Annotated in this window: 15 protein-coding genes; 6 read left to right on the top strand and 9 right to left on the bottom strand. The window is 69.6% G+C overall.

The window, feature by feature from the left end; translation table 11 throughout:
* The 4 genes from GXW79_RS20845 to GXW79_RS20830 form a co-directional block, all read right to left on the bottom strand.
* A partial coding sequence (locus GXW79_RS20845) for a hypothetical protein (RefSeq protein ID WP_456315840.1) occupies positions 1-281 on the bottom strand: 281 nt, incomplete at its 3' end.
* Complete coding sequence (locus GXW79_RS20840) at positions 278-1,165, bottom strand: cation diffusion facilitator family transporter (protein ID WP_211876384.1); 888 nt, start codon at positions 1,163-1,165, stop codon at positions 278-280. The genes GXW79_RS20845 and GXW79_RS20840, both read right to left, overlap by 4 nt.
* A gap of 55 nt (positions 1,166-1,220) precedes the next feature.
* Positions 1,221-4,715 carry a methionine synthase gene (gene metH / locus GXW79_RS20835; protein WP_211876383.1) on the bottom strand — a complete coding sequence of 1,165 codons (3,495 nt, stop codon included), beginning with the start codon at positions 4,713-4,715 and terminating at the stop codon, positions 1,221-1,223.
* A gap of 15 nt (positions 4,716-4,730) precedes the next feature.
* On the bottom strand, positions 4,731-5,651 hold the full coding sequence (locus GXW79_RS20830) for an ArsR/SmtB family transcription factor (protein WP_211876382.1): 921 nt from the start codon (positions 5,649-5,651) through the stop codon (positions 4,731-4,733).
* A 29-nt stretch (positions 5,652-5,680) separates the two neighbouring features.
* Between GXW79_RS20830 and GXW79_RS20825 the strand changes: the two genes are divergently transcribed.
* On the top strand, positions 5,681-5,983 hold the full coding sequence (locus GXW79_RS20825; RefSeq protein ID WP_246504198.1) for a hypothetical protein: 303 nt from the start codon (positions 5,681-5,683) through the stop codon (positions 5,981-5,983).
* A 6-nt stretch (positions 5,984-5,989) separates the two neighbouring features.
* Here the strand turns inward: GXW79_RS20825 and GXW79_RS20820 are convergent, their stop codons facing one another.
* Genes GXW79_RS20820 through GXW79_RS20810 form a run of 3 tightly spaced genes read right to left on the bottom strand, consistent with a single transcriptional unit; the run spans position 5,990 to position 8,039 of the window.
* Positions 5,990-6,343, bottom strand: a complete 354-nt coding sequence (locus GXW79_RS20820) for a hypothetical protein (RefSeq protein ID WP_211876381.1) — start codon at positions 6,341-6,343, stop codon at positions 5,990-5,992.
* Positions 6,344-6,354: 11 nt separating this feature from the next.
* A complete protein-coding gene (locus GXW79_RS20815; protein ID WP_211876380.1) occupies positions 6,355-6,873 on the bottom strand; it encodes a GNAT family N-acetyltransferase in 519 nt (172 codons plus the stop codon).
* Positions 6,870-8,039: an amidase gene (locus tag GXW79_RS20810; protein WP_211876379.1), complete on the bottom strand. Its 1,170-nt coding sequence runs from the start codon at positions 8,037-8,039 to the stop codon at positions 6,870-6,872. The genes GXW79_RS20815 and GXW79_RS20810 overlap by 4 nt, the downstream gene beginning before the upstream one ends.
* A gap of 58 nt (positions 8,040-8,097) precedes the next feature.
* Here GXW79_RS20810 and GXW79_RS20805 point away from each other — a divergent pair, with 58 nt between their 5' ends.
* Both GXW79_RS20805 and GXW79_RS20800 read left to right on the top strand, forming a co-directional pair.
* Positions 8,098-8,718 carry a DUF1194 domain-containing protein gene (locus GXW79_RS20805; protein WP_211876378.1) on the top strand — a complete coding sequence of 207 codons (621 nt, stop codon included), beginning with the start codon at positions 8,098-8,100 and terminating at the stop codon, positions 8,716-8,718.
* A gap of 115 nt (positions 8,719-8,833) precedes the next feature.
* Positions 8,834-9,949, top strand: a complete 1,116-nt coding sequence (locus GXW79_RS20800) for a 2-aminoethylphosphonate--pyruvate transaminase (protein WP_211876377.1) — start codon at positions 8,834-8,836, stop codon at positions 9,947-9,949.
* 4 nt (positions 9,950-9,953) lie between these two features.
* Here GXW79_RS20800 and GXW79_RS20795 read toward each other — a convergent pair whose 3' ends face one another.
* Positions 9,954-10,241 (bottom strand): type II toxin-antitoxin system RelE/ParE family toxin, encoded by a 288-nt coding sequence (locus tag GXW79_RS20795; RefSeq protein ID WP_211876376.1) that lies wholly within the window; start codon positions 10,239-10,241, stop codon positions 9,954-9,956.
* 8 nt (positions 10,242-10,249) lie between these two features.
* On the bottom strand, positions 10,250-10,537 hold the full coding sequence (locus tag GXW79_RS20790; RefSeq protein WP_211876375.1) for a CopG family ribbon-helix-helix protein: 288 nt from the start codon (positions 10,535-10,537) through the stop codon (positions 10,250-10,252).
* A gap of 271 nt (positions 10,538-10,808) precedes the next feature.
* On the opposite strand from GXW79_RS20790, the gene GXW79_RS20785 reads away from it, so the two are divergent.
* From GXW79_RS20785 to GXW79_RS20775, 3 genes are all read left to right on the top strand, one after another.
* Positions 10,809-11,015 (top strand): cold-shock protein, encoded by a 207-nt coding sequence (locus tag GXW79_RS20785; RefSeq protein WP_211876374.1) that lies wholly within the window; start codon positions 10,809-10,811, stop codon positions 11,013-11,015.
* 472 nt (positions 11,016-11,487) lie between these two features.
* Positions 11,488-13,152 (top strand): formate--tetrahydrofolate ligase, encoded by a 1,665-nt coding sequence (locus GXW79_RS20780; protein ID WP_211876373.1) that lies wholly within the window; start codon positions 11,488-11,490, stop codon positions 13,150-13,152.
* A 140-nt stretch (positions 13,153-13,292) separates the two neighbouring features.
* A partial coding sequence (locus tag GXW79_RS20775; protein ID WP_211876372.1) for a tetratricopeptide repeat protein occupies positions 13,293-13,692 on the top strand: 400 nt, incomplete at its 3' end.

The raw sequence follows: 13,692 nt of genomic DNA, 5'->3' as shown, positions 1-13,692 counted from the left end.
GGAACGGCCGGCGCCGGCGGCGGCGGCTCGACCGGGGGTGGCGCTTCGGCCAGCTCCGGGGCGGGGGGCGGCGCCTCGGGCGGTGCCCCGGCCTCGGGGGGTTCCAGGGCGCCGGCGGGTGCCGCGGGGGTGCCCTCGGCCGCCTCGTCCTCGACCTGGAGCATGACCAGCGCCACCCCCTCGTTCTGCGGCGGCTCGGCCAGGGGGAGGGCGCGGTAGAGCAGGATGGCGGCCGCGAGGCCGGCGTGCAGCGCCACCGACGCGATCAGCGCACGCTTCACAGGACCAGCACACCCTGGTGCTTCGCCTTGCCCTCGGGCTCGACGTGGATGGTGATCACGGACTCGCCGATCTCCGCCTTCAAGGCAACCTCGACGCGGTCGCAGATGGCATGCGCCTCATCGACCGTCATCGCGCCGGGGACGACGAGGTGGAACTCGACGAAAGTGAAGCGGCCGGCGTTGCGGGTGCGCAGGTCATGCGCCTCCAGCGCGCCCGCGGCGTGCTCGGCCACCAGGCGACGGATGCGGGCGAGCATCTCGCCGGGGACGGCCTCGTCCATGAGGCCGCCTAGGGATTCGCGCATCAGCCGCCAGCCGGAAAAGAGGATGTTCACGGCGGTGACGGCGGCCATCAGAGGGTCGAGCCACAGTTGGCCGGTGAGTGCGACCAGCGCCACCGCGACCAGCACGCCCACGGAGGTGATGACGTCTGAGAGCAGGTGCTGGGCGTCGGCGAGGAGGGCGGGGGAGCGGAGGGAGCGGCCGCGGCGGAAGAGGAAGGCGGACCAGCCAGCGTTGAGCCCGGTTGCGAGGGTGGCGATGACGAGGCCGGTGGCGGCGGCCTCGGGGGCGCGGGGGGCGTTCCAGGCGCCATAGGCGGAGTAGAGGATGAGGATGGCGGCGACGATGATGAGCGCGCCTTCGAGGACGGCGGAGAAGTACTCCGCCTTGGCGTGCCCGTAGGGGTGGTTCGCGTCGGCCGGCAGGGCGGAGAAGCGGATGGCGATGAGTGCCGCCACGGCGGCCGCGACGTTGACGATGGATTCGAGCGCGTCGGCGAGCAGCGCCACGCTGCCGGTGAGCCACCAGGCCGCCGCCTTGAGCGCCAGGACGGCGAGCGCGATGGCGACGCTGCCGGCGGCGATGGTGGCGGCGGTTTTCATGCCGGGGCTCTATAGCCGGGGTGCCGGGCCGCAGGAAGCGCGCCCTGCATGGGCCCTAGACCGAGAAGTACTTCGCCCGCGGGTGATGCAGCACGATCGCGCTGGTCGATTGCTCCGGGTGCAGCTGCCACTCGTCGCTGATGGAGACGCTGATGCGCTCGGCGTCGAGCAGCTTCAGCAGCGGCGCCTGGTCCTCCAGCCGCGGGCAGGCCGGATAGCCGAAGGAGTAGCGGCCACCGCGATAGGACTGGCTCAGCATCTTGTCCATGTCGCGGTCGTCCTCGGACGCGAAGCCCAGCTCGGCACGGATGCGCTTGTGGGTGTATTCGGCCATGGCTTCCGCCATCTCGACGCTGAGGCCGTGCAAATAGAGGTAATCCTGGTAGCGGTTATCCTCGAACCAGTCGCGCGCGATGTCGGACGCCTTCTGGCCCACGGTCACGACCTGCAGGCCGATCACGTCGCGCTGCTCCGGCCCGTCGCCGATGTCGCGGATGAAGTCGGCGATGCACTCGCCATCCTCCTTGGGCTGGCGCGGCAGGGTGAAGCGGCAGGCCTCGGTGATGCCGTCCTGCTCGAACAGCACCAGGTCGTTGCCCACGCCCGCGCATTTCCAATAGCCGTAGATCGCCTGCGGCTTGAGGATGTTGTCGGCCTCGGCCAGCGCGAGCATGCGCTTGAGCACCGGGCGCAGCTCCTGCTTGGCCCAGCCGATAAAGTCTTCCAGCGAACGGCCCTGCTTCCGGAAGCCCCATTGGAATTGATACAGGCTGCGCTCGTTGAGGAAGGGGATGATCGCCTTGGGCGGCGCCTCCAGCACCTTCGCACCCCAGAAGGGTGGCGTCGGCGTGGCGCTCTCGGCCGAGACGCGGCGGCGGCGGGTCTGCGCATAGGCGACGTCGACGGGGGCGAAGCCGCGCGGGTCGGCGGTGCCGAGCGTGCGCTTGGTGTTGGTCGCCTTGCCCACGCGCTTGGCCTGCAGTGCCGCGAGATAGTCGTCAAAGCCGTTGCCCATGACGCGGTCCATCAGGTGCAACCCGTCGAAGGCATCGCGCGCATAGGCGACGCGGCCCGAGGCATAGGCGTGCACGCAATCATCCTCGACGTAGTTCCGCGTGAGTGCCGCGCCGCCGAGCATGATCGGGAGGTCCACGCCCTGGCGCGACATCTCCTCGAGGTTCTCGCGCATCACCACGGTCGATTTCACCAGCAGGCCGGACATGCCGATCGCGTGGGCGCGGTTCTCCTTCGCCGCGGTGATCATGTCGGCCAGCGGCACCTTGATGCCGAGGTTGATGACCTTGTAGCCATTGTTGGTGAGGATGATGTCGACCAGGTTCTTGCCGATGTCGTGCACGTCGCCTTTCACGGTCGCGAGCACGATGGTGCCCTTCTCCTGGCCCTCCACCTTCTCCATGAAGGGCTCGAGGTAGGCGACGGCGGATTTCATGGTCTCGGCGGATTGCAGCACGAAGGGCAGCTGCATCTTGCCGGCGCCGAACAGCTCGCCGACCACCTTCATGCCATCGAGCAGCACGTCGTTGATGATGGTGAGCGGCGCGATGCCCTGGTCGAGCGCGGCCTGCAGCTCGTCGCCCAGGCCCTTGCGGTCGCCATCGACGATGCGGTCCTTCAGGCGCCCCTCGACGGTCGCGGCCTTCACCTTCGCGACGTTGTCGGCGGCCTTCCGGCCAGAGAAGATCTCCAGCACTTTCTGGAGCGGATCATAGCCCTCTGACCGGCGGTCGAAGATGAGGTCTTCAACGACCTTTACCTCCTCGGCCGGGATCTGGTGCAGCGGCTTGATCTTGGAGACGTGCACGATCGCACCCGTCATGCCGGCCTTCACGGCGAGATCGAGGAACACGGAATTCAGCACGTGGCGCGCCGCCGGGTTCAGGCCGAAGGAGATGTTGGAGAGGCCGAGGATGATCTGGATATCGGGGAATTCCTCGCGGATCATGCGGATGCCGTCGAGCGTCCAGAGACCCAGCTTGCGGTCATCCTCGTTGCCGGTGGCGATGGTGAAGGTCAGCGGATCGATCATCAGGTCGGATTGCGGCAGGCCGTGCTTCGTGCAGGCGAAATCGACCAGGCGGCGGGCGATGCGCAGCTTGTCCTCGGCGGTCTTCGCCATGCCGACCTCGTCGATGGTCAGCGCGATGACGCAGGCGCCGAACTTCTTCGCCAGGATCATGCGATCCTCGGCCGCCTTCTCGCCTTCCTCGAAATTGATCGAGTTGATGATCGGCTTGCCGCCATGCAGCTTCAGCGCGGCCTCGATGATGTTCGTCTCGGTGGAGTCGATCACCAGGGGCGAGTTCACGCTGCTGGTGAAGCGAGTGATGACCTCGCTCATCTCGTACAGCTCGTCGCGGCCGACGAAGGCGGTGCAGATGTCCAGCGACGAGGAGCCCTCGGCCACCTGCTCGCGGCCCATCGCGACGCAGCCATCCCAGTCGCCGGCTTCCTGGCGCTGACGCCAGGCCTTCGAACCGTTGGCGTTGCAGCGCTCTCCGATACTGAAAAAACTGTTCTCCTGGCGCAGCGAGGTCGCGCCGTAGAGGCTCGCGACGCTCGGGATCCAGTGGAATTTCCGCGCGACGGGAGCGGGGCGGAACGGCGCGTGCTTGCGCAGCATCGCGTCGAGGGCGGCGATATGCGGCGTCGAGGTGCCGCAGCACCCGCCGATCAGGTTGATGCCATCCTCGCGAACGAAGCGTTCCATCCAGCTCGCGAGATCGGCGGGGGCCAGCGGGTAGTGGGTCTTGCCGTCGACCAGTTCGGGCAGGCCGGCGTTCGGCTGCACGCTGATCAGCCCGGGCCAGTTCTGCGCCAGCCAGCGCACATGCTCGGCCATCTCCTGCGGACCCGTCGCGCAGTTCAGCCCCATCAGCGGCACGTCGAGCGCGTGGGTGACGGTCGCGGCCGCGGCGATGTCGGGCCCGACCAGCAGCGTGCCGGTGGTCTCGACGGTGACCTGCACGAAGATCGGAATGTTCGAATGCGCCTGGGCGCGCGCGATCTTCGCCGCGTTGACCGCGGCCTTGATGAACAGCGTGTCCTGGTTGGTCTCGGTGAGGATCGCGTCCGCACCGCCCGCGATCAGGCCCCGGCATTGCTCGACGAGCGCGGCTTCCAGCACGTCATAGGTGATGTTGCCCAGGCTCGGCAGCTTGGTGCCGGGGCCGATATCGCCGATCACCCAGCGGTGGCGGCCATCTGAGAAGGTCTCGGCCGCCTCGCGGGCGAGCTCGACGGCGAGCTTGTTGATCTCGAAGGCGCGCTCCTCGAGCTCGAACTCGCCGAGCGTCACCGGCGATCCGCCAAAAGTGTTGGTCAGCACCATGTCGGCGCCGGCCTCGAAATAGCTGCGATGGATCTCGCGCACGATGTCGGGGCGGGAGAGGTTCAGCACCTCGGTGCAGTTCTCGCGGTTCCAGTAGTCGGCCTCGACCTCGAGGTTCATGGCCTGGACGCGGGCACCCATGCCACCGTCGCAGAGCAGGACCTGGTCGCGGAGGGCATCGAGGAGGTGGGGACGGAACATGATTGTGTACTCGTTCTAGGCGGTCACGTGCTGGCGCGCTTCGGCGCACCAGAGGCGCAGCGGGCCGAGGTCGGTGGGCTGCATAGGCGCGAGGCCGGCGGCCCCGAGCCAGCCATTCAGCGCGGCATCGTCAAAGCCGGGCCAGCGATGCGCGAGGCGTTTCAGCAGCTCCGCCCGGTCATGCGCGGCGAGGTCGAGCAGGATGAGGCGGCCCTCGGGCTTGAGGACGCGCGCGGCCTCGGCCAGCGCCGCGGCCGGGTCCTCGGCGTAGTGCAGCACCATCTGGAGCGTGACGATGTCGAAGGCGGCGTCCGGGAAGGGCAGGCGATACAGATCGGCCTGGCGCACGGCGCAATTGGCGAGGTTGTGCTCGGCGAGGCGCGTGCGGGCGAGGGCCAGCATGTCGCGCGAGGCATCGATGCCGGTCGCGGCCGCGACATGGGGGGCGACCAGTTCCAGCAGCCGCCCGGTGCCGCAGCCGATGTCGAGCAGCCGCGCCTGCGCATTGCCGGGCAGGGCGGCGAGCAGCGCGGCCTCCACCGGGGGTGCGGCGATGTCGAGCGCGCGCAGCTCGTCCCAATCGGCGCCATGGCGGCGGAAGGATTCCGAAGCCGCGCGGGCGCGCTCCGCGGCGATGCGCGCGGCGGTGCGGCGGTCCGCGGCCAGGCGCTGGTCGTCCTCGGGCAGGCGGGCGAGAATGGAGCGCGCGAGGTCGGCATCCTCGGGCAACTGGAACCAGGCATTCGCCCCTTCGGGCGTGCGCTGCAGCAGCCCCGCCTCGGTGAGGAGTTTCAGATGGCGCGACAGGCGCGGCTGGGATTGGCCCAGGATGGCGACGAGGTCCGACACGCACCACGCGCCACGCGCGCAGAGCGCAAGCAGGCGCAGCCGGGTCGGCTCGGCGGCGGCGCGGAGTTTGGTGAGCAGCTCATCCATGGGCTTGATATAGGCATAAACATATCCTTATGTCTAGCATCATGACCTGGTCCATCGATGCGAGAATCCCCGTGCGCGCCCTGGCTGAGGGCGAAGCGGTGCCGGACGGCGCGGCCTTGCTCGATGGTTTTGCGGCCGAGCACGTCCCGGGCTGCACCTGCTGCGTGGCGCGCAGCCCGGGTGCCGTCGCGTTCGACCGCCTGTTCCTCGCCCGGGTGAAAGGCGAGCGTGCGTTCTCGGCGGTCGTTGTGCGCGGCGAGAAAGCGGCGGTGCAGTCCGTCGTCGAGGGGGATGTGGTCGTGCGCGCGCGCTTCAGATGGGTGCGCGACTGACCGGCATCACGGCCGCGGCGCCGTACTGAGCGTCGGCAGGCAGAGACGGACCGACGCATTGAGCAGGACCGTCCAGCTGTCGGGAAGCCCGTCCCGGGTCACGATCCGCAACTCCTCCAACGTCATCACATCGGCCATGAACTCCATCTGGCAGCGACAGAACAGGCCGACGCGATGCGCGGCGACGCCCCTCCGGCGGGCTCCCTCCGCATCGTCGACGATTTCACGGCGCACATTGTCGGCGCAGGCGTCGAGGCCGCTCACGATGAACTCCTCCCGCGCCGGGCCGGACAGGGTCTGGGCCACGGCAGGCAGTGCGGTGAGCGCGAGCAGGAGCACGGCGAGGGCGCGGATAAGCATGATGGGTTTCCTTACGGGAGGGTTCGGTCGCCGGCGCCCAGCGCCTTCTGCATCAGCACCACGTCCAGCCAGCGGCCGAACTTGATGCCCACCGCCTTCTGCACGCCGATCTGGCGGAAGCCGAGCGAGAGGTGCAGCCCGATGGACCCGGTATTCTCGGAATCGCCGATCACCGCGATCATCTGGCGGCGACCCGCGGCCGTGGCGTGGTCCAACAGGGCCGCGACCAGTGCCTTGCCCACGCCCTGCCCGCGCACGTCGTCGCGGATATAGATGCTGTCCTCGACCGTGTAGCGATAGGCGGAGCGGTCGCGCAGCGCGGCGTAGTAGCCATAGCCGGCGATGGACCCGTCCTCGGCGAGCGCGGTGAGCCAGGCCGCACCCGCCTCCTGCACCTTGGCGATGCGTGCGGCGATCTCGGCCTCGCTCGGGGGCGTCTCCTCGAAGGTGCCGGTGCCGTGCAGGACGTGGTGCGCGTAGATCGCGGTGATGGCCGGGATGTCGGCGGCTTCGGTCGGGCGGATGATCATGGCACCAGGCGCTCCGCGAGGGCGAGAAGGGCAAGGTCGCGCCCCGGTGCGGCGACCAGGGACAGGCCGACCGGCGCGCCGTCGGCGGTGCCGAGCGGCAGGGTGACCTCGGGCAGGCCGGGCAGGCCGGCGATGGAGGTAACCGAGATGGTGCGCTCGCGCTCGGCGTTCTGCTCGGCCTGGGTCGCGGTGAGGAAGGGGGCGGGGCCCGGGGCGGTGGGGTAGGCGAGCACGGCGCCGCCGGCGAGCAGCGCGTGCATCCGCGACTGGAAGACGCGGCGGAAGGCGCGGGCCTGGGCGGCGAGCGCGGGGTCCATGGCCGCGGCTGCCGCGAAGCGTTCCTTCACGCCGGGGCCGAATTCCGGGCTGGTGCTGCTGATCCAGGGCCCGAGCGCGGCCCAGACCTCGGGCGCGGAACCGCAGCGGAAAGTCTCATAAAGGGTGGCGAGCCCCTCGGGGACCAGGCTCACCGGGATCGCGGGGCCGAGCAGGGCCTCGAGGCGGGCGATGGCCGGGGCCAGCGATTCGGCCGCGTCCGGATCCGCGTTGGCCCAGGCTTCGGATGGCTTGAGGAGCAGGGTGGGCGTGGCGCTCGGCTGAGTGGGCAGCAGGACCTCGCCCACGCGGCGGAGCGTGGCGGCGTCGCGCGCAAACCAGCCCGGCGTATCGTAGGGCGGGCTGAGCGCGGCCGCACCCGCGAGCGAAATCGCACCCCAGCTCGGGCGGATGCCGAAGATGCCGCAATAGCTGGCGGGAATGCGGACCGAGCCGGCGGTGTCCGAGCCCATGGCGAAATCCACGAGCCTTGCGGCGACGGCGGCGGCCGAGCCGCAGGAGGAGCCGCCGGGGAAGCGGTCGGGTGCGGCCGGGTTGGTCGGCGTGCCGTGCCAGACATTCTCCCCGGTCAGGCCATAGGCGAGCTCGACGGTCTTCGTCTTGCCCACCACGGACGCGCCGGCCTGCAGCAGCATGGTCACGACCGTGGCGGTCGAATCGGGCACCGGATGGGTGCGCGCCCAGTCCGGGTTGCCATAGGTCGTGGGCCAGCCGGCGATGTCATAAAGGTCCTTGATCGCGCAGTGCAGCCCGGCGAGCGGACCGGTCGCGGCCCCCGCGACCTGCGCGTGCGGGCCGGGGACGAAAGCGCCGACGGTGTCTTCGGGCATGAGGCTCTCCATATGCGCGGCCAGGGTGCGACAGGCGCGGGTGGAAAGGCAACGGGGCATGGAGCCTGTGGATCTGGCCTTGGTGCTGGCGGTGGACGCCTCCTCCTCGGTCGATTTCGACGAGTTCGGGCTGATGATGGGCGGCTATGCCGCGGCGTTCCGCGATGCCGAGGTGCAGGCGGCGATGGTCTCCGGCACCGCGGGCGCCGTCTCCGTGACGCTGATGCTGTGGTCGAATATCGGGGCGCAGGCGGTGGGCGTGCCGTGGCTGCGCGTTGCGGGTGCTGCCGATGCGGGGGCGCTCTCGGCTGCCGTCGAGGCCTGCCCGCGGCTGGTGCCGGCCGGCGCCACGGCGCTCGGCGAGGCGATGGCGGCGGGGTTCGCGCTGCTGGGCGCCTATCGCGGGGCGTTCACGCGCGGGGTGATGGATGTCTCCGGCGACGGGGCCTGGAACCAGGGGCGCTCGCCGGGCCCGGTGCGCGACATCGGCGTCGCGGCCGGCTTCGTGGTGAACGGCCTCGCCGTGCTCAACGAGGAACCCGACCTGCTGGCGCACTACGTCGAGGAGGTGATCGGCGGCCCCGGCAGCTTCGCCATGCCCACCGCGGACTATGCGAGCTTCGCCGAGGCGATCCGGCGCAAGCTGCTGCGCGAAATCGGCGGCGCGATGGTGGCCTGAGGGCCGCACCCGGCCCAGGCATGCGGCAGGCTCGGCGCAGCGGGCCGAGAATATCGGTTCCCCCGCCTGCCCGCCCATGGCATGCCCAATCCCCTCGTCCCGTGAGGCTCCTCGCATGCTCCTGCTCATCCCCGGCCCCGTTCAGACCCAGCCGCAGACGCGCGCCGCGATGGCCCAGGACATCGCGCCCTGGGATGACGGCTTCCGCCCCACCTATGCGCGCATCCGCGAGCGGGTGCGGGTCGTCGCCGGCGGGATCGAGGGCGAGCACGTCACCCTGCCGCTGCAGGGCTGCGGGCATTTCATGGTGGAAGCCGCGCTGCGGACCTTCGTCGCCCCCGGCGGCCGCGTGCTGGTGCCGGCCAACGGCACCTACGCCAAGCGCATCGCCCGGCTGGGCCGCGAGGCCGGGCGGGACATGGTGCTGCTCGACCTGCCCGACACGCGCGGTGCCAGACCAGAAGAAGTGGCCGCAGCACTGGCCGCGGACCCCACCATCAGCCACGTGGCGCTGGTCTACTCCGAGACCGGCTCGGGCATCGTGAACGACCCCGCCGCGATCGGCGCGGTGGTGCGCGCGGCGGGCAAGCGGATGATCCTGGACGCCGTCTCCGCGCTCGGAGCGCTGCCGCTCGATCTCGCGGCGCAGCCGGAGCTGGATGTGGCAGTGTTCACCTCGGGCAAGTGCTTCGAGGGCTTGCCGGGGATCGGCTTCGCGGTGGCGCGCGTGGACCGGGTGCTGGCGAGCGCGGGGCAGGCGGGGTCCTGGGCCTTCGACCTTGCCGATGTCTACGCGCATGCGCTGCGCTCCGGCTGGGGCAGCTTCCGCTTCACCCCGCCGGTGCAGGCGCTGGCGGCCTTCGACGTGGCGCTGGACCTGCACGCGGCGGAAGGCGGCCAGGCGGGCCGCCTCGCGCGGTATCGGGCCAATGCGATGCAGCTCTATGACGGTCTCGCTGGTCTGGGCATCCAGCCCTATCTCTCCCGCGCCGAGCAGGGCCCGATCATCGTGACGGTGCGGCAGCCGGGCGACGGCGCCTTCAATCTCGGGGAATTTGTCGAGGCGCTGAAGGCGCGCGGGGTGCTGATCTCGAACTTCTTCACGACCGAGGCACCGACCATCCGCATCGGCGCGATCGGCGCGATCGGGCAGGCCGACATCGCCTTCGCCCTGGAGGCGATCGGCGCCACGCTGGACGCGATGGGCGTAACGCGGCGGGCGGCGGCGTAGCGTTCTACCCGCCGGCTTCGCGCTGCGTGCGGATTGCCAGGATGAACACCGTGTCGATGTCCGGGACGAACCGGAAGAGCGCGATGGAGCCGCGCGACGCGCGCCCGATGATGAGTTCGCGAAGCTCCGCCTTTACTGGCCTGCCGATCGCCGGGCTATGGGCCAGGATTTGAATGGCCTCGATGATTTCGCCAATCCGCTCGGTGCGATCGGCGATGCCGAACTCGGCCATGTGCCGGAGAAACCGCTCGAAATCGTCAAAGACTTCGGGTGCCCATTCGATCCTGGCCATGCGCCGGATCAGGGGGAGGGCTTGCGCGCCATGGGCCTTGGCGGGTTCTCGCCGCGCGCCTTGGCTTCGAGCCACGCCTTGGCGTCGTCCCAGGGCACGCTCTCTCCCGTGCGGAGAAGGTTGGCCCAACGTGCCTCGGCCAGGTGGTGCAGGATGTCGGCATCCTCCGCCCGCGCGACGGTTTCCGCGATCGCGTCGAGGATGAATGCGTGCGTGCTCTTGCCGCGACGTTCGGCGGCCGCGGCCACGCGCCGCTTCAGGTCCTCGTCGATGCGGATGGTGGTGGTCGTGGTCATGGCGAGGCTCCCGCGGTACGGCCGTTATAGCACGAATGTGCTATGCGCGCGACGGTTTCGCCCGTGTGGCGGTAGAGGCAAGGCGACGTGCGGTTTTCCTTGCTTTTCCTGGAGAAGGGCCTATATCCGCATCGTCAGCCTCTCTTTGGTTCGGCCTGCTCTCCAAGCTCGTGATCGAGCGCCGAGCCTGCTGCCCGCTCCTTCCTGCAGATTGGCCCGCTTAACGGCGTTCGTTCGGCGGTACATCTTGTTATCTGATTGGAATACAAACATGGCCAATGGCACCGTGAAGTGGTTCAACGCCACCAAGGGTTATGGCTTCATCCAGCCGTCCGACGGCACCGGCGATGTGTTCGTGCACATCTCCGACGTGCAGCGCTCGGGCATCAATGAGCTGCGCGAAGGCGCGAAGCTCTCCTACGACGTCCAGAGCGGCGATCGTGGCAAGGTTTCGGCCTGCAACCTGAAGCTCGATTGATCAGCGGCGGTGCCCTCCCGGGGGTGCTGCCACTGGCGACAAGAATGGGCGGGCGCCGTAGGGTGCCCGCCCCTTTTCGTTTGCAGACGGCCAATGCGGTCGTCGGTTCTTGCGCTGACGCCCGGTCGATATCCGGCGCGAGAGCATCGGAGCGGTAAGAGAGTGGCGGGGACGGACGACGACACGATTGTTGTTCTTCCCGACGACCAGCGGCCGGACGACGCGGTGTTCCATGTGCGATCGCCGCAAGTGCCGATCGGCTGCGTCCCGATCTGCCGTCACGCCGGCCAGACCGTGCTCCAGGTCCTCTACCGATGAGCACGATCTGGCGCCTCTACACCGATGGGTGTCGCCATGGCCCGCGCTCAGAAGCGGACTCGGCATGGATGAAGCACCCGCCATGCCTGCCGCTTGCCTGTGCCGGCGCGGGGCGATATGCGCGAGGCAGGGAATTCGTCCGGGAGATTGCGGCATGGCCTCCGACCTCGAGATCGCGCGTGCGGCTGAGTTGCGCCCGATCGCCGCGGTGGCGGCGCGCGCAGGCATTCCCGACGCGGCGCTCGAGCCCTACGGAAAATTCAAGGCGAAGGTGAGCCTGGATTTCGTCCGCGCGCAGGCGGGGGCGAAGCAGGGCGCGCTGGTGCTTGTCACGGGGATCAACCCCACGCCTGCGGGCGAGGGCAAGACCACCACGACCATCGGCCTGGGCGATGCGCTGAACGCCGCCGGCACGCGCACCATGGTGTGCCTGCGCGAGCCCTCGCTCGGGCCCTGCTTCGGCGTGAAGGGGGGTGCGACCGGCGGCGGCCACGCGCAGGTCGCGCCGATGGAGGAGATCAACCTGCACTTCACCGGCGATTTCCACGCGATCACCAGTGCGAACAACCTGCTCTCCGCGATGGTGGACAACCACCTGTACTGGGGCAACGAGGCGGGGCTCGATCCGCGCCGGGTGACGTGGCGCCGCGCGCTCGACATGAACGACCGCGCGCTGCGCCAAATTGTCGCCTCGCTCGGCGGTGTCGGCAACGGGTCGCCGCGCGAGGAGGGGTTCGACATCACCGTCGCCTCGGAGGTGATGGCGGTGTTCTGCCTGGCCCGCGATCTGGCCGATCTGCAGGCGCGGCTGGGCCGCATGGTGGTGGGTGCACGACGCGACGGCACGCTGGTGACGGCGCGCGACATCAAGGCCGATGGCGCGATGGCGGTGCTGCTGCGCGATGCGCTGGCACCGAACCTGGTGCAGACGCTGGAGGGGAATCCTGCCCTGGTACATGGTGGGCCGTTCGCGAATATCGCGCATGGGTGCAACAGCCTGATCGCGACGCGGCTGGGGCTGTCGCTCGCGGATGTGGTGGTGACGGAGGCCGGGTTCGGCGCCGATCTGGGCGGGGAGAAGTTCTGCGACATCAAGGCGCGCATCGGGGGCATCGCGCCTTCGGTCTGCGTCGTTGTCGTCACGGTGCGCGCGCTGAAGATGCATGGCGGCGTCGCGAAATCGGCCCTGGGTGTCGAGGATGTCGCGGCGGTTGGGCGCGGCGTGGTGAACCTCGCGCGCCATGTGGAGAACATGGGCAAGTTCGGCGTGCCGGTGGTGGTCGCGCTCAACCGGTTCACCTCGGACACCGATGCGGAGATCGCGGCCGTGCAGCGCGCGATGGAGACGCTGGGCACGGAGGCGGTGCTGTGCACGCATTGGAGCGATGGAGGCGCGGGGGCGGCGGATCTGGCGCAGGCGGTGCTCGCGCGGATCGGCCGTGGGCGGTTTGCGCCGCTGTATCCAGACGATCTGGGCCTGGCCGAGAAGATCGGGGTGATCGCGCGCGAGATCTATCGCGCCGGATCGGTGTCCTTCACGCATGCCGCCGAGGTGAAGCTCGCGCGCTTCGCGCAGCAGGGCTTTGCGCATCTGCCGGTGTGCATCGCAAAGACGCAGTCCTCGTTCAGTTCCGACCCGACGCTGCTGGGTGCGCCGGAGGGCCATGTGCTCACCGTGCGCGACGTGCGTCTGGCTGCTGGCGCCGGTTTCGTCGTCGCGATCTGCGGCGACATCATGACCATGCCTGGCCTGCCGCGCCACCCCGCCGCCGAGACCATCGCGCTGGACAGCGACGGCTTGATCCAGGGCCTGTTCTGAGTGCCGCGCGCCGCGAGAACCAAGTGGCAAAAATAAAAGATGGGGGGTCCGGGGGGAATTCTTTTCCCCCGGTCCTGCGCGACGCCGTGGCGTTGCACGCTTCCGGCCGCGTGGCCGAGGCTCTCGGGATTTACGCGCGTGTGTTGCGGCGATTCCCTGGTGACGGGAATGCGTTGAACCTCGCGGGCATCGCCGCACGCCAGCTGGGCGACCTGCCGCGCGCTTTGGAGCATGGCCGTCGCGCTGTGATGGGCACCCCGTCCAGTGCGATCTTCCGCGCGAATTTCGGTGCCACGCTGGCCGCCGCGGGACGCCTTTCGGATGCCGTGGCGGAGTTTCGCGCGGCGTTGGCCGCGCGCCCCGATGATGCCGTGACCTTGCGCAATCTCGGCCAGGCGATGGCCGCGATGGGCGATGCCGTGGGTGCGGTGGGGGTCTTGGAGCGCGCTGTCGCGATCGCGCCGGCCGTGCCCGAGGCGTGGCTCGCGCTCGCGCATGCGCGGCGGGAGGCCGGCGATGCGGATGGCGCGCGGGAGGCGG

This window comes from Plastoroseomonas arctica (assembly GCF_018128965.1).
Classification (GTDB): Bacteria; Pseudomonadota; Alphaproteobacteria; order Acetobacterales; family Acetobacteraceae; genus Plastoroseomonas; species Plastoroseomonas arctica.
This window is presented reverse-complemented; position numbering and strand designations above follow the sequence as displayed.

Coding starts and splice junctions, on each gene's coding strand:
- GXW79_RS20840 (WP_211876384.1), bottom strand. CDS start 1,165: ATGAAAACCGCCGCCACCATCGCCGCCGGCAGCGTCGCCATCGCGCTC.
- GXW79_RS20815 (WP_211876380.1), bottom strand. CDS start 6,873: ATGATCATCCGCCCGACCGAAGCCGCCGACATCCCGGCCATCACCGCG.
- GXW79_RS20795 (WP_211876376.1), bottom strand. CDS start 10,241: ATGGCCAGGATCGAATGGGCACCCGAAGTCTTTGACGATTTCGAGCGG.
- GXW79_RS20790 (WP_211876375.1), bottom strand. CDS start 10,537: ATGACCACGACCACCACCATCCGCATCGACGAGGACCTGAAGCGGCGC.
- GXW79_RS20805 (WP_211876378.1), top strand. CDS start 8,098: ATGGAGCCTGTGGATCTGGCCTTGGTGCTGGCGGTGGACGCCTCCTCC.
- metH (WP_211876383.1), bottom strand. CDS start 4,715: ATGTTCCGTCCCCACCTCCTCGATGCCCTCCGCGACCAGGTCCTGCTC.
- GXW79_RS20810 (WP_211876379.1), bottom strand. CDS start 8,039: ATGCCCGAAGACACCGTCGGCGCTTTCGTCCCCGGCCCGCACGCGCAG.
- GXW79_RS20785 (WP_211876374.1), top strand. CDS start 10,809: ATGGCCAATGGCACCGTGAAGTGGTTCAACGCCACCAAGGGTTATGGC.
- GXW79_RS20800 (WP_211876377.1), top strand. CDS start 8,834: ATGCTCCTGCTCATCCCCGGCCCCGTTCAGACCCAGCCGCAGACGCGC.
- GXW79_RS20780 (WP_211876373.1), top strand. CDS start 11,488: ATGGCCTCCGACCTCGAGATCGCGCGTGCGGCTGAGTTGCGCCCGATC.
- GXW79_RS20830 (WP_211876382.1), bottom strand. CDS start 5,651: ATGGATGAGCTGCTCACCAAACTCCGCGCCGCCGCCGAGCCGACCCGG.
- GXW79_RS20820 (WP_211876381.1), bottom strand. CDS start 6,343: ATGCTTATCCGCGCCCTCGCCGTGCTCCTGCTCGCGCTCACCGCACTG.
- GXW79_RS20825 (WP_246504198.1), top strand. CDS start 5,681: ATGTCTAGCATCATGACCTGGTCCATCGATGCGAGAATCCCCGTGCGC.